Genomic DNA, 13,976 nt, shown 5'->3' on the forward strand with positions numbered 1-13,976 from the left:
GGGAGCGACTGCGCCCCCCGCTCCGGCCCCGGCGCCCGCGCCCCCGGTGCACGCCGCGCCGACCATCATCGCGCCCCTGGCCCCGCCGGGCGGCGGCACCGTTCACCCGCCTGCCCCCGCTCCCGCGCCGTACGGCCAGCCCGTCGGGCAGCCCGGACCGCCGCCCGGGTACGGGCAGCCACCCGGTCAGACCCCGCCCCCGCCGCCCGGCTACGGCCAGCAGGCCCCGAGTGCGCCTCCCGGCTACGGCCAGCAGCCGCCGGGCGCGCCTCCCGGCTACGGGCAGCAGCCCGCCTACGGTCAGGTCCCCGGGCAGTTCCCCGGCCAGGCCGGTGCCCCCGCCCCGCACGGAGCGCCCCAGGGCGTCCCGCAGGCCGGCGCCGGTGTCGCCGCGGCGCTGCAGGCATTCAAGGAGACGCCCACCGGCCAGCGCTGGACCCAGCAGAACAAGAAGCTGATCCGTGTCGACCTCGGCATCGGAGGCCAGCCCGCGCTGGCCCGCCAGGGCAGCATGGTGCTCTACCAGGGCAAGGTCGACTTCAGCTACAAGGGCGCCGGGTTCGCCGGCCGGATCGTGGGCAACGCGACCGGCCAGGAGATGCAGCTGATGCGCTGCACCGGCCAGGGTCAGGTGTTCCTCGCCGAGAACTCCTCGATGCTGCACCCGATCGAGCTCCAGGGCGACGCCATCTGTGTCTCCGCCGAGAACGTCCTCGCCTTCGACGAGTCGCTCCAGTACGAGGTGCGCCGGATCGAAGGGCACGGCATCCCCGGGGGCGCGCTGTTCACGATGCAGTTCCAGGGCACCGGCACAGTCGTCGTGAAGACGCACGGCGCTCCCGTGGTTCTGCCCGTCACGCCGACGACGTTCGCCGACTGCCAGTCCGTCGTCGCCTGGTCCGCGGCCGCCCAGGTGGTCGTCTCCAGCCAGGTGCGGATGCGGCGCAACGCCTACCCCGGTGACACCGGGGAGAGCGTGAACCTCCAGTTCCGCGGCGCGCCCGGCAATTTCATCGTCGTCCAGCCGTACGAGATCTGAGGGAGCCCGTCATGAACCAGCCGCTCGCGGGCTTCGCCCCGGCACCCGTCACCGCCCGCATGGAGAACCACGGCAACCACATGCTGAAGGTCGCCATGCAGACCGGAAACGACCTCCTCGCGCGCGTGGGCTCGATGGTCGCCTACGAAGGGTTCGTCCAGTACGAGCCCAACCCGCCCGCCGTACGCCAGATCGCGCGGGACTGGATCACCGGTGAGGGCGCACCCCTCATGAAGGCCTCCGGCGACGGGCTGCTCTATCTCGCCGACTACGGCGCGAACGTCGTCGTGATCAACCTGAACGGCGACGCGATCTCCGTCAACGCCACCAACCTGCTCGCCTTCGACGCACACCTCCAGTGGGGCGTCGAACGGGTCAAGGGACTGGCCAAGTTCGCCGGACAGGGCCTGTGGAACACGAAGATCTCCGGCCAGGGATGGGTCGCGCTGACCTCCCGGGGCAAGCCGATCGTCGTCGACTGCGGCGGTGGTGAGGACGAGACGTACGTCGACCCGGACGCGCTCGTCGCCTGGTCGCCGAACCTCAAGGTCAAGGGCAAGCGCAGCTTCAAGGCGCAGTCGCTGATCGGCCGCGGCAGCGGCGAGGCGTACCAGATGGCGTTCTCCGGGCAGGGCATCGTCGTCGTCCAGCCCAGCGAGGACAGCACCGACCGCCTCCGAGTCCGGGGCTGAGGGGGAGCGACACACCATGCAGAGCCCGCTTTTCGGCTACAACGACCTCCAGACCCAGGAGCGCTACAGCCTGCAGAACTCGCAGATGCTGCGCGTCGTCCTGGAGGGTCACGACGACATCCTCGCCCGCAAGGGCACGATGGTCGCGTACCAGGGTCTCGTCGAGTTCGACGCCGAGTACCAGAACAACAGCCAGCACCGCGCGCGTGCGTACACGGGCGAGGGCTTGGACCTCATGCGCTGCCACGGGCAGGGCACGGTCTACCTGGCCAACCTCGCCCAGCACGTGCACCTGGTCGACGTGGACCAGGACGGACTGACCGTCGACAGCAGCTACGTGCTGGCGATGGACTCCGGCCTGCACCACGAGGTCATCGCCGTGGACAGCCAGTACGGCATCTCCGGCTCCGGCAAGTACCAGCTCAACATCACGGGCCGGGGCAAGGTCGCGCTGATGACCTCCGGGATGCCGCTGATGATGCAGGTGACGCCCGACAAATACGTCAACTGCGACGCCGACGCGATCGTCGCCTGGTCCACGAGTCTGCGCGTGCAGATGCAGGCCCAGACGCACTCCTCGGGCGTGTTCCGGCGTCGCGGCAACACCGGCGAGGGCTGGGAGCTGAGCTTCATGGGCAGCGGCTTCGCACTCGTCCAGCCCAGCGAGATGCTGCCGCCGCAGAACGCGGTGATCGGCCAGGGACTGCGCGCCCAGTACGGCGTGGGCCAGCAGGGCGCGCACGCGCAGAACCAGGGCAACGTCTGGGGCTGACCGGGCCCGTCCGGAAGGCAGACGTAAGGGGCGACCGCAATAGCGGTCGCCCCTTACGCATTCCTGTTACGCATTCCTGGATCTCAAAGCCTCGCGCGCGTGGCCTCCACCAGACGTACGACCGACTCGTCGGCGACGCCCGCCACCTCGTCGTACGCGAACCAGCGCAGGTCCAGGGACTCGTCGCTGATCGCCGCAACGGCCCCGGCCGGGGCGAGGGCCGCGTACTGCACATCGAGATGCCAGGCACACGGAGTGTGATGCCGGTCCAGGCGCACCGGACCGCCGGGCAGCAGGGTCAGCCCGGCGATGCCCGACTCCTCGGTGCCCTCGCGCAGGGCGGCCGCCGCCAGCGTCTCGTCGACCGGCTCGCAGTGACCGCCCATCTGGAGCCACATCCGGAGCTTCTTGTGAAGGGTCAGCAGCACGCGCCCGTGCTCCGGGTCGATCACCAGGGCGCTCGCCGTGATGTGCCCGTCCCGGCACGCCTTCCACATTCCGTCGGGATGTACGGCCAGATGGTCCAGGTAGGTCTGGCGCAGCTCCTCTTGGTCCTCGTAGCTCTTCAGTACGAGGACCGCGTCGTCGTGCAGGCTCACTCGGTGCCGTTGCCCTTGTCGTCGTCCTTCGGGGTGTCGTCCGTCGGGGTGTCGTCCTTCGTCAGGTTCGGCTTCTCTCCGGAGCCGCCCGCGGCCTCGCCGAGCATCTTGTCGAGCTCGGAGAAGTCCAGCTGCTCGTGGTGCACGAAGCCGTCCGGGTCGTCCAGGTCGGACGCGGTCGGCAGCATGTCCGGGTGGGCCCACAGACCGTCGCGGCCGTCCACACCGCGCGCGTCCGTGAGCGAGGCCCACAGCCGCGAGGCGTCCCGCAGCCGGCGCGGGCGCAGCTCCAGGCCGATCAGCGTGGCGAACGTCTGCTCAGCGGGACCGCCCGTGGCACGGCGGCGGCGCAGCGTCTCGCGCAGCGCGTCGGCGGACGACAGGCGCGGCTTGGCGGCGGAGTGCACCACCGCGTCCACCCAGCCCTCCACCAGGGCGAGAGCCGTCTCCAGGCGAGCCAGGGCGGCCTTCTGCTCCGGCGTGTCCTCCGGCTGGAACATGCCCTGCTGCAAGGCGTCCTGCAGCTGCTCGGGATTGGACGGGTCGAGCTGGCCGACCACGTCCTCCAGCTTGGCCGTGTCGACCTTGATCCCGCGCGCGTACCCCTCGACCGCACCGAACAGGTGCGAGCGCAGCCACGGTACGTGCGCGAAGAGACGCTGGTGGGCGGCCTCGCGCAGGGCGAGATACAGCCGCACCTCCTCCTGGGGGACGCTCAGGTCCTTGCCGAACGACTCGACGTTCAGCGGCAGCAGGGCCGCCTTGCCGGCCGGGCCGAGCGGCAGGCCGATGTCGCTCGATCCGACGACCTCGCCCGCGAGCACGCCCACGGCCTGTCCGATCTGCGTACCGAACATGGCGCCGCCCATGGAGCGCATCATGCCGATCAGCGGGCCCGCCATGGCCTGCATCTCCTCCGGCAGGACGTCGCCCATGGCCGCGCCGACACGCTCGGCGACCGGGTCGACGAGCTCCTTCCACACCGGCAGGGTCGCCTCGACCCACTCCGCGCGGCTCCAGGCCACGGCGGAACCGGAGCCGGACGGCAGCGACGTCGCGTCGTCCAGCCACAGGTCGGCCAGGCGCACGGCCTCCTCGACCGCGGAGCGCTCGGCGGGGCCGACGCTCGCGTCCTTGGTGCCGTCGGAGGTGCCCTGGGAGACCGTCTGGCGGGCGATCTGCTTGGCCATGTCCCAGTTCACCGGGCCGCCCTCGTACGAGAGCATCTGGCCCAGTTGCTGGAACGCGGCGCCCAGGTCGCCCGGGTTCAGGGAACCGAACATGGCTGCGAGCGGATTGTCGGCGCCTGGGCCGCCGGCTCCGGGCGACCCGAAACCGAACGGTCCCTGACCACCACCGCTCTGCTGGTCCTTCTTCTTGCCCTCGTCGCCGTTCTCCGGCTCCTCCGGCGGAAGGCCGAATCCGAATGGGGTGTCACTCACGGGATTCCTCGGCTGGTAAGGCCGCCGGTACTTTCCGACGGCGGCTGCCCGACAACACCACCCAGCGTAGACACCGCGGCGCCCGTTCGGGCCTCGGTGCCCCGCCGACTCCTGGCCTGCGGCAGGATGGATGCCACCTGGTACGTACGCGTCACGCGCGTCCGTTACTGAAGACAACCGCTGGAGACGCCCGGTGAGTTCCCCAGATCCACAGGTTCGCGCAGCGCGAAACCTCGCAACCAGCCCGGCCCCGCGCGGGCCCGTCGTCGCGGTCACCGGTGCCGCGTCCGGCGTGGGCGCACTGCTCACCGAGCGGCTCGCCGCCAGTGAGGAGATCAAGCAGGTCATCGCCATCGACGAGCGGCGGGGCGAGTGCGCGGGCGCCCAGTGGCACATCCTGGACGTCCGCGACCCGGCGATCGCGGAGAAACTGCGCGGGGCGGACGTCGTGGTGCACCTGGCCCTCGACCTCGATCTGGAGACCGACGCGGCCGCCCGGACGGCGTACAACGTCCGGGGGACGCAGACCGTGCTCACGGCCGCCGCCGCGGCCGGCGTCCACCGTGTCGTCCTGTGCACCTCCGCGATGGTCTACGGAGCGCTGCCCGACAACGAACTGCCCCTCTCCGAGGACGCCGAACTGCGGGCGACCGCCGAGGCCACGGGCGTGGGCGACCTCCTGGAGATCGAGCGGCTCGCCCGGCGGGCCCCGCGCGCCCACCCGGGACTCAACGTCACCGTCGTACGGCCCGGCGTCCTCGTCGGCGGCACCGACACGGCTCTGACCAGGTACTTCGAGTCGCCCCGGCTGCTCGTGGTCGCCGGGTCGCGGCCCGCCTGGCAGTTCTGTCACGTCGAGGACCTGTGCAGCGCTCTGGAGTACGCCGTCCTGGAGAAGGTCGACGGGGAACTCGCCGTCGGCTGCGACGGGTGGCTCGAGCAGGAGGAGGTCGAGGAGCTCAGCGGGATCCGGCGGATGGAACTGCCGTCGGCCGTGGCTCTCGGCGCGGCCGCCCGGCTCCACCGGATCGGGCTCACTCCGTCCCCGGCCGGGGACCTGGCGTACACGATGTACCCCTGGGTGGTAAGCGGGAGCCGGCTGCACGACGCCGGGTGGCGGCCGCAGTGGACCAACGAGGAGGTACTCGCGGAGCTGCTCGAGGAGGTCGCCGGCCGGCACACCGTCGCCGGGCGACGGCTGGGGCGCAAGGACGCGACGGCGGCGGGCGCCGCGGGAGCGACAGTCGCGCTGCTCGGTACGGCTGCGGTGGTCCGGCGGGTGCGGAAGGCCCGACGGCGCATCTGAGGCAGGAACTTCTGCAGGGACGCCATTTCCAAGACGCTCCGTCTGCGGAACGCTCGATCTGTAGGACGCTCCAAACGACCACGCGCGCGTGCCGGGTGAAAGCTCTATTTCTCGGTGTCCTTGGTGTGGGGCACGATGGGGGTATGGCACCCATCAACGACCATCCCGGTGAGCGCGCGGCACAGGATCCCATCCGGCTGCTGGCGATTCGCGAGGAACCGCTGTCCCTGGACGAGGTCTTCCGGGCCGTCGGGGACGACGCGGCCGGCGGGACGGCGCTGTTCGTGGGGACCGTGCGCAATCACGACGAGGGCGCGGACGTCGACGCGCTGGGGTATTCGTGCCACCCCAGTGCCGAGGCGGAGATGCGGCGGATCGCCGAGAAGGTGTGCGCCGAGTACCCGGTCCGGGCGCTCGCTGCCGTCCACCGGGTCGGTGACCTCGGTGTGGGTGACCTCGCCGTCGTCGTCGCCGTGTCGTGCCCGCACCGCGGCGAGGCCTTCGAGGCCTGCCGCAAACTGATCGACGACCTCAAGCACGAAGTGCCGATCTGGAAGCACCAGCAGTTCTCCGACGGCACGCAGGAGTGGGTCGGCGCTTAGGGGCTGCTGAGCCGCCGCGCCGGGCGTCCGGTTGCGTAACCGCCCCCCTGGCGTGAGCGTTGACACAGCGGATGGTTAATCTGCTGATCAGTCAGTTGCGGTCGCGCACGGGGTTGGGAGGTCGGCATGGCGGCTCTCGCCTGGTTGCTCATTCCGCTGGTGGCGGCGATCGGCGCCGGTCTGTGGGGCAGTTGGGTCAGCCGGAATCGCAGGACCGCGGGAGACGGCACCGAGCTCGCGGGCTACACACGCTTCCGCGAGGCCATGGAGAAGTCCGGCTCGGGCACCTGAGCCCGGTCGCACCCAGGGCCTGATCCGACGGACAGGCCTTCGCCCGCCCGCTCGTACGGACGGCCCCGGCGGTACGCCCTCAGCAAGGTCCCGTACTGTCGTGGCATGCCACGCCGCACCGCGACGATGCTCGCCTCCACCTTGATTCTGATCGCACTCCTGTGCGCGGGAGTGTTCATCAAAGTGCCCTATGCGGAGATGTCTCCGGGGCCGACGGTGAACACGCTGGGCGAGCACGGCGGTGAGCCGGTGCTGCAGATCACCGGCCACAAGATCTATCCCACGACCGGTCACCTGAACATGACGACGGTCAGGGTCACCAGCGCCGACTACAAGATGAACCTCGTAGAGGCCGTGTACGGCTGGCTGGCGCACGACAACAAGGTGGTCCCGCACGACACGCTCTACCCCGACGGCAAGACGGAGGAGCAGTCGACGCAGGAGAACGCCGAGGAGTTCAGCCAGTCCCAGGAGAGCGCCAAGGTCGCGGCCCTGAAGGAGCTGGACATCCCGGTGAAGTCCTGGGTGATCGTCTCCACCGTCGTCAAGGACACGCCGGCCGAGGGCAAGCTGCACGCGGGTGACGTGATCAAGGCCGTCGACGGTACGAAGGTGAAGGCGCCCGACGACGTCGCGAAGCTCGTCACCAAGCACGAGCCCGGCGAGAAGGTCACCTTCACGATCGTGCCCGCCAAGGAGCAGGCCGCCGCCGAGAAGGAGAACAAAACGGCGACCGGGACGCAGGACGTGACGATCACCACCGCGAAGTCCGACGACGAAGGCGTGAGCCGTGCCATCGTCGGGATCTCGGCCGGAACCGACCACACGTTCCCGTTCACCATCGACATCAAGCTCGCCGACGTCGGTGGCCCCAGTGCGGGCCTGATGTTCGCGCTGGGCATCGTCGACAAGCTGACCCCGGGCAATCTCACCGGCGGCAAGTTCGTGGCCGGCACCGGAACCATCGACGACGACGGCACGGTCGGCCCGATCGGCGGCATCGAGATGAAGACCGTCGGCGCCCGCGAGAAGGGCGCCCAGTACTTCCTGACGCCCAAGGAGAACTGCGCGGCCGCCGCCAAGGACACCCCCGGCGGCCTCACGCTCGTCAAGGTGCACACCATCGACGACGCGCTGAGCGCCCTGAAGAACATCAGCAGCGGCAAGACCTCCGACCTGCCGAAGTGCACCACCAAGGGCTGACAACCGCCTGTGCCGTACGTCGTTGGGGGCGCCCCGGAAACCCGGGGCGCCCCCAACGAGGTATGCGAGGACGTCAGTCGGCGAACGTCGCCGACAGTGCCTCGGCCAGGCCCGGCACCAGGCCCGAGCCGGTGAGCACCTCCGTCGGCGTGTCCTTCTCGCGCAGCCTGACCGCCGAGTCGCGGGCCCCGTCGCGCAGCACACCGACCGTCATGCGCACCTCCTGGCGGTCGGGGTGGCTAGCGACCCACTTCGCGAGCTGCTTCTCGCCGAGACCCTCGGGAATCGAGGCCTCCGCGGACGGCGGCAGCATCAGCCGCTCCACGGTGAGCGCGCAGCCGACCACGGCGTCCGGCCAGGCGATGGTGCCGAGGAACTTGTCCAGCGGCGTGTCGGCAGGGATCTCGTCCTGCTCCACGGGGGTGAGACCGGTGGTCTCGGGCTCGTCCTGCAGACCGAGCTGGGCCGCGAGGCCGGGTTCCTGGGTCCGCAGGCGCGCGGTGTCTACGAGGGCGAAAAGGCGGGCGGGCTGGTCCCAGCCGAGGGTGGAGGCGTACTCGTCGATCTCGAGTACGGCCCGCGTGAGCGGGCTCGCTGCCATGGGAGTGTTGGACATGGTCACAATCCTGCCTCGGAAGTACCCCGAACCGGGAACCGAGTAAAGCGTGAGTAAGTTGCATAGGTGAGGCTCCACGATCACCGAGCCTGACGGATGGTCCGCGATCACGGGGGCCTGACGGATCAACAGCGAACTTCGAGGTGCGCACCTTGGCTTTCCAGATGCCGGACCGCGGCGGAGGCCCGACGGGGCCGCGGATCAGAGTCGGCCGACCGTCCCGGCGGGTCCGGACCCTGCTCATGACCCTGGGCGTCCTGGCCGTACTGGCCATGGCGTTCGTCATGTTCGCGGGGTTCTGGACGGACTGGCTCTGGTACCGGTCGGTCAAGTACTCCTCCGTCTTCACGACCACCCTGTCGACCAAGATCGGGCTCTTCTTCGTCTTCGGCCTGCTCATGGCGGCCGCGGTCGGAGTGAACATCTGGCTGGCGCACCGGCTGCGCCCGCCACTGAGCGCCATGTCGATGGAGCAGCAGAACCTCGACCGGTACCGGATGGGCATCGCGCCCTACAAGAGGTGGCTGCTGCTCGCCATCACCTCCCTGGTGGGGCTGATCGCGGGCGCGTCCGCCTCCGGCCAGTGGCGCACGTGGCTGATGTGGGTCAACGGAGTGCCCTTCCACCAGAAGGACCCCCAGTTCCACCTGGACGTCTCCTTCTACGCCTTCGACCTGCCGTGGTACCGGTTCCTGCTGGGCTTCGGCTTCGCCGCCACGGTGCTCTCGCTGATCGCCGCCGCGCTCACGCACTACCTGTACGGCGGCCTCAGGATCACCAGCCCGGGAGCGCGTGCCACGGCCGCGGCCACCGGGCACCTCTCGGTGCTCCTCGGCGTCTTCGTCGCCCTGAAGGCGGTCGCCTACTGGCTCGACCGGTACGGGCTCGCGGTGAAGTCCAGTGACTTCAAGGCGACCGGTAACTGGACGGGCCTGAGGTACGTCGACGCCAACGCCTACCTGCCGGCCAAGACGATCCTGTTCTGCATCGCCGTCATCTGCGCCCTGCTGTTCTTCGCCACCCTGTGGCGGCGCACCTGGCAGCTGCCCGTCATCGGCTTCGGCCTGATGGTGCTCTCCGCGATCCTCATCGGCGGCCTGTACCCGGCGATCGTCCAGAAGTTCCAGGTCCAGCCGAACGAGCAGGCCAAGGAAGCGCCGTACGTCGAGAAGAACCTGAAGGCGACGCGCGAGGCGTACGGGATCGACCAGACCAAGGTCGCGGACTACGCCGGCAAGTCCACCACCAAGGACAAGGGCAAACTGCGTTCGGACGCGGCCGACGTGGCCAGCATCCGGCTCATGGACCCCAACGTGGTCTCGCCGACGTTCCAGCAGCTCCAGCAGATGTGGGCCTACTACGGCTTCCCGTCCAACCTGGACGTCGACCGCTACAAGGACCCGACCGGCAAGGTCCAGGACACGGTCATCGGACTGCGTGAACTGAACCTCAACGGCATCCCGAAGAACAACTGGATCAACGACCACTTCCGCTACACGCACGGCTACGGAGTGGTCGCGGCCAAGGGCACCGAGGCCGACCAGGGCGCCCCCGTCTTCACCGAGTCCGACCTGCCCTCCACGGGCGACCTGGGCACGTACCAGCAGCGCGTCTACTATGGCGAGAAGACCACCCAGTACTCGATCGTCGGCGGTCCGCAAAAGGAGATCGACTACTCCGACCGCAGTGGCGAGAAGACCACGAGCTATCAGGGCAAGAGCGGGGTCAACCTCTCCAACCCGATCAACCGGGCCGCGTACGCGGTGGCTTTCAACGAGCCGCAGATCCTCTACTCGGGCGCGATCGGCGAGGGTTCCCGGATCCTCTACAACCGCACCCCCAAGGACCGCGTCGAGGCGGTGGCGCCCTGGCTGACCATCGACGGTGACGCCTACCCGGCCGTCGTCAACCACAAGATCCAGTGGATCGTCGACGCGTACACCACCACCAACGGCTATCCGTACGCCTCCCGCACCACCCTCGGTGACACGACGGCGGACTCGCTGACCGCGGCCAACAACCAGCGTGCGGTGGTGGCCCAGCAGAACCAGGTCAACTACATCCGCAACTCGGTGAAGGCGACCGTCGACGCGTACACCGGCGAGGTCAAGCTCTACCAGTGGGACACCAAGGACCCGGTCCTCAAGACCTGGATGAAGGCGTTCCCCAACACGGTGAAGAAGAAGTCCGAGATCTCGCAGGCGCTCATGGACCACCTGCGCTACCCGCAGGACCTGTTCAAGGTCCAGCGCGAGCTGCTCACCCGCTACCACGTGAAGGACGCGCAGACGTTCCTCAGCGGCAGCGAGGTGTGGCAGGTGCCGGACGACCCGACCAACAAGTCGGGCAGCGCGGTGCCGCCGTACTACCTGAGCATGAAGATGCCCGACCAGCAGAGCCAGGCGTTCTCGCTGACGACCACCTTCACGCCCAACGGCCGCGACAACCTGAGCGCGTTCATGTCGGTCAACGCCGAGGCGGACTCCCCGGACTACGGCAAGATCGACATACTGAAGATGCCGTCCGACGAAGCCGTCGACGGTCCCAAACAGGTGCAGAGCAAGTTCAACTCCAACGAGGTCATCGCCGAGAAGATCAGACTTCTGAGCGGTGGTGGTGCGTCGGAAGTCGAGTACGGCAACCTGCTGACGGTGCCACTCGACGGGGAGTTGCTCTATGCCGAGCCCGTCTACGTACGCGGTGGTGGACTCAAGTACCCCTTGCTTCGCAAGGTGTTGGTCACCTACGCGGGCAAGACGGCCTTCGAGGACACCTTGGAGAAGGCACTCAACGTCGTCTTCGGAGCGGCGAAGGAGACACCGCCTTCGGACACCGGTGACGGGACGACAACGCCACCGGACACCACGCCACCGGACACGGGCAACCCCACGGTCCAAAAGGCGCTGAACGACGCCCAGAAGGCCTTCGACACGGGCCAGGAAGCCCTGAAGAAGGGCGACTGGGAGGCGTACGGGCAGGCGCAGAAGGATCTTGAGGCCGCGCTGAAGCGGGCCAAGGACGCGCAGGCCAAGGCCGACAAGACCGGTGGCGGCAGCAGCGACAAGAGTGGCGACAAGAGCAGCGACAAGGGGTCGAGCAGCGGCTGACCAGGACCCACCTCCGCGCCGTGGTACGGTTGGGACACAACGGCGCGGGGTGGAGCAGCTCGGTAGCTCGCTGGGCTCATAACCCAGAGGTCGCAGGTTCAAATCCTGTCCCCGCTACTGAAAGCGAAGGCCCGGATCCTGATCAGGATCCGGGCCTTCGTCATGTGTGGAACACGGATGTTGATCACTGGGGTCGATCCCAGGCTTTGATCTCGGACCAAGATCACAAGTGTGGATCGCATCTGCCGAGGTACGGGGGCGTGTGCGAGGTGGGGGAATGGTGCGGTGTGAAGACTGCTCCGTGCGGGGGGAGTTGAGGAAATCGTGTTTGACTTGTCTCTCTGTGGGCATGTCGACAAAACGCTGAAGTGACCTCACTGACTGCGGTATACCAGGTGTACCCGGGTTGCAGGTGGTGCGACGATGGACGTTATGGGGGACAAGGCAACTCTGTTGGAGACAGGGCGTTTTGTGCAGCCTTCCGACCGGGACGAAACCGGCGAAGCCGTGGAAGAAGCACGCAGGCGGCTCGCCGCGGAAGCCGGCGACGTCGAGGCGATGAGCGTCCTCGGAGCCATGCTGCTGCGCCGCGGCGATCTCGACGGAGCCGAGCCTCAGCTGCGCGCTGCCACCGCCGCCGGTGACCGTGCGGCCGCCAACAACCTGGGTGTCCTCCTGCATCAGCGCGGCTACGGCGACGAGGCCGCCGGATGGTGGCGCATCGCCGCCGTCGCCGGGTCCGCCGCCGCCGCGCACGCGCTCGGCCGCTACCACCGCGAGCACGGTGACGAGCCCGCCGCCGAGTACTGGCTGCGCCAGTCCGCCGAACAGGGACACGCCCTCGGGGCGTACGCGCTCGCGGACCTGCTGGAGCACCGCGCCGACGTCGGCGCCGAGCAGTGGATGCGCACCGCCGCCGAGCACGGGCACCGCGAGGCCGCCTACCGGCTGGCGCGCGCCCTTGATCGCAGGGCCGTACGCGAGGGCGAGGACGGCTCTGACAACGGTGTCGCGACCGCGGAGGAAGCCGAGCAGTGGTACCGGCAGGCCGCCGCGCGCGGCCACCGGCGGGGCGCACTGCACCTCGGGGCGATCCTGGAGAAGCGGGGCGAGCTCAAGGAGGCCGGGCGCTGGTACCTGACGTCCGCCAAGGACGGCGAGGCGCGGGCCGCCTGCGCGCTCGGCTTCCTGCTGCGCGACGCGGGCGACACCGAGAGCGCCGCCGTGTGGTGGCTGCGGGCCGCCCAGGACGGCGACGGGAACGCCGCCAACGCGCTCGGCGCGCTGCACGCCGAGCGCGGCGAGACCCAGACCGCCGAGCGGTGGTACCGGGCCGCCATGGACGCGGGCGACGTCAACGGCGCGTACAACCTCGGGCTGCTCTGCGCCGAGCAGGGGCGCACCCCGCAGGCCGAACAGTGGTACCGGCGGGCCGCGTACGCGGGACATCGGGAGGCGGCGAACGCGCTCGCCATCCTGCTGCTCCAGGTCGGCGACTCGGCCGGCGCCGAACCGTGGTTCTCCAAGGCCGCGGAGGCCGGCAGCGTCGACGCCGCGTTCAACCTCGGCATCCTGCACGCAGGGCGCGGCACCGAGCACGACGACGCGGCCGCGCTGCGGTGGTACGAGCGGGCCGCGGCGGCCGGGCACACCGAGGCGGCGCTGCAGGTCGCCATCGGGCGGCTGCGGGAGGGTGACGAGCGGGCCGCCGAGCGGCATCTGCGGAGCGCGGCGGGCGGCGGCAGCGCGGAGGCGGCGTACCGGCTCGCGGCCGTTCTCGACGCACGCCGGGCGCCCGCGCCCGCGCACGAACTGGGCGAGCCCGCGCACGAGAAGAGCGAGTGCGAGGAGTGGTACGAGCGGGCGGCGTCCCAGGGGCACCGGCGCGCGCAGGTACGGGTCGGGATGCTGGCCGCCGCGCGGGGCGACGTCGTGGAGGCGGCCCGGTGGTACCGCGAGGCCGCGGAGGCCGGGTCCCGCAACGGGGCGTTCAATCTCGGGCTGCTGCTGGCGCGGGAGGGAAGCGAGCCCGAGGCCGCGCTGTGGTGGGAGCGGGCCGCCGACGCGGGGCACGGCCGGGCGGCGCTCCGGCTCGCGCTGGTCTACGCGCGTCGTGGCGAGCTGGCGGAAGGCCAGCGGTGGGCCGACCGCGCGGTCGCCCTGGGGCCCGCGGAGGTCTCCGAGCGGGCGGCTCGGCTGCGGGATGCGCTGCGGCAGGAGCTGACGGCTTAGGGGGCTTCTGACGGATCTTCGTGGCGTCCGCGCTGATCCGTCAGAAGCCCCCTGGGGACGGCGCCCGCGGACGCG

The 13,976-nt window shown here is 69.9% G+C and carries 12 protein-coding genes and 1 tRNA gene; 10 read left to right on the top strand and 3 right to left on the bottom strand.

Going from position 1 to position 13,976, the window contains the following annotated elements:
- The 3 genes from ABZS97_RS40165 to ABZS97_RS40175 all read left to right on the top strand — a co-directional run.
- Nucleotides 1-1,039: AIM24 family protein (locus tag ABZS97_RS40165; RefSeq protein WP_356147234.1), on the top strand; the 1,039-nt coding region annotated here is incomplete at its 5' end.
- Nucleotides 1,040-1,050: 11 nt separating this feature from the next.
- Nucleotides 1,051-1,731, top strand: a complete 681-nt coding sequence (locus tag ABZS97_RS40170) for an AIM24 family protein (RefSeq protein WP_356147241.1) — start codon at nucleotides 1,051-1,053, stop codon at nucleotides 1,729-1,731.
- Between the two features lie 16 nt (nucleotides 1,732-1,747).
- Nucleotides 1,748-2,503: an AIM24 family protein gene (locus tag ABZS97_RS40175; RefSeq protein WP_356147247.1), complete on the top strand. Its 756-nt coding sequence runs from the start codon at nucleotides 1,748-1,750 to the stop codon at nucleotides 2,501-2,503.
- Between the two features lie 83 nt (nucleotides 2,504-2,586).
- Here the strand turns inward: ABZS97_RS40175 and ABZS97_RS40180 are convergent, their stop codons facing one another.
- Together ABZS97_RS40180 and ABZS97_RS40185 are read right to left on the bottom strand one after the other, a co-directional pair.
- The gene (locus ABZS97_RS40180) at nucleotides 2,587-3,102 is read right to left on the bottom strand and encodes an NUDIX hydrolase (protein ID WP_356147250.1); all 516 of its coding nucleotides are present in this window, start codon (nucleotides 3,100-3,102) and stop codon (nucleotides 2,587-2,589) included.
- On the bottom strand, nucleotides 3,099-4,544 hold the full coding sequence (locus ABZS97_RS40185; RefSeq protein ID WP_356147253.1) for a zinc-dependent metalloprotease: 1,446 nt from the start codon (nucleotides 4,542-4,544) through the stop codon (nucleotides 3,099-3,101). Before ABZS97_RS40185 ends, ABZS97_RS40180 begins: the two co-directional genes overlap by 4 nt.
- A gap of 193 nt (nucleotides 4,545-4,737) precedes the next feature.
- On the opposite strand from ABZS97_RS40185, the gene ABZS97_RS40190 reads away from it, so the two are divergent.
- The 4 genes from ABZS97_RS40190 (at nucleotide 4,738) to ABZS97_RS40205 (ending at nucleotide 7,946) form a co-directional block, all read left to right on the top strand.
- Nucleotides 4,738-5,850: an SDR family oxidoreductase gene (locus tag ABZS97_RS40190; protein WP_356147258.1), complete on the top strand. Its 1,113-nt coding sequence runs from the start codon at nucleotides 4,738-4,740 to the stop codon at nucleotides 5,848-5,850.
- Nucleotides 5,851-5,993: 143 nt separating this feature from the next.
- Entirely contained in the window at nucleotides 5,994-6,452 is a 459-nt protein-coding gene (locus ABZS97_RS40195; RefSeq protein WP_356147261.1) for a molybdenum cofactor biosynthesis protein MoaE, read from the top strand.
- A gap of 126 nt (nucleotides 6,453-6,578) precedes the next feature.
- Entirely contained in the window at nucleotides 6,579-6,743 is a 165-nt protein-coding gene (locus ABZS97_RS40200) for a hypothetical protein (RefSeq protein WP_356147264.1), read from the top strand.
- Nucleotides 6,744-6,848: 105 nt separating this feature from the next.
- Nucleotides 6,849-7,946 (top strand): PDZ domain-containing protein, encoded by a 1,098-nt coding sequence (locus ABZS97_RS40205; protein WP_356147267.1) that lies wholly within the window; start codon nucleotides 6,849-6,851, stop codon nucleotides 7,944-7,946.
- A 73-nt stretch (nucleotides 7,947-8,019) separates the two neighbouring features.
- On the opposite strand, the gene ABZS97_RS40210 is transcribed toward ABZS97_RS40205, so the two are convergent.
- A complete protein-coding gene (locus ABZS97_RS40210; protein ID WP_356147270.1) occupies nucleotides 8,020-8,562 on the bottom strand; it encodes a PPA1309 family protein in 543 nt (180 codons plus the stop codon).
- Nucleotides 8,563-8,705: 143 nt separating this feature from the next.
- On the opposite strand from ABZS97_RS40210, the gene ABZS97_RS40215 reads away from it, so the two are divergent.
- The 3 genes from ABZS97_RS40215 (at nucleotide 8,706) to ABZS97_RS40225 (ending at nucleotide 13,901) form a co-directional block, all read left to right on the top strand.
- Nucleotides 8,706-11,669, top strand: coding sequence for a UPF0182 family protein (locus tag ABZS97_RS40215; protein ID WP_356147273.1), 2,964 nt, complete (start codon nucleotides 8,706-8,708; stop codon nucleotides 11,667-11,669).
- A gap of 43 nt (nucleotides 11,670-11,712) precedes the next feature.
- Nucleotides 11,713-11,786, top strand: a tRNA-Met gene (locus ABZS97_RS40220).
- 306 nt (nucleotides 11,787-12,092) lie between these two features.
- The gene (locus ABZS97_RS40225; protein WP_356147276.1) at nucleotides 12,093-13,901 is read left to right on the top strand and encodes a sel1 repeat family protein; all 1,809 of its coding nucleotides are present in this window, start codon (nucleotides 12,093-12,095) and stop codon (nucleotides 13,899-13,901) included.
- Nucleotides 13,902-13,976 lie beyond the last annotated feature (75 nt).

Origin of the sequence: Streptomyces sp. NPDC005485, from assembly GCF_040606085.1 — a bacterium.
GTDB lineage: Bacteria > Actinomycetota > Actinomycetes > Streptomycetales > Streptomycetaceae > Streptomyces.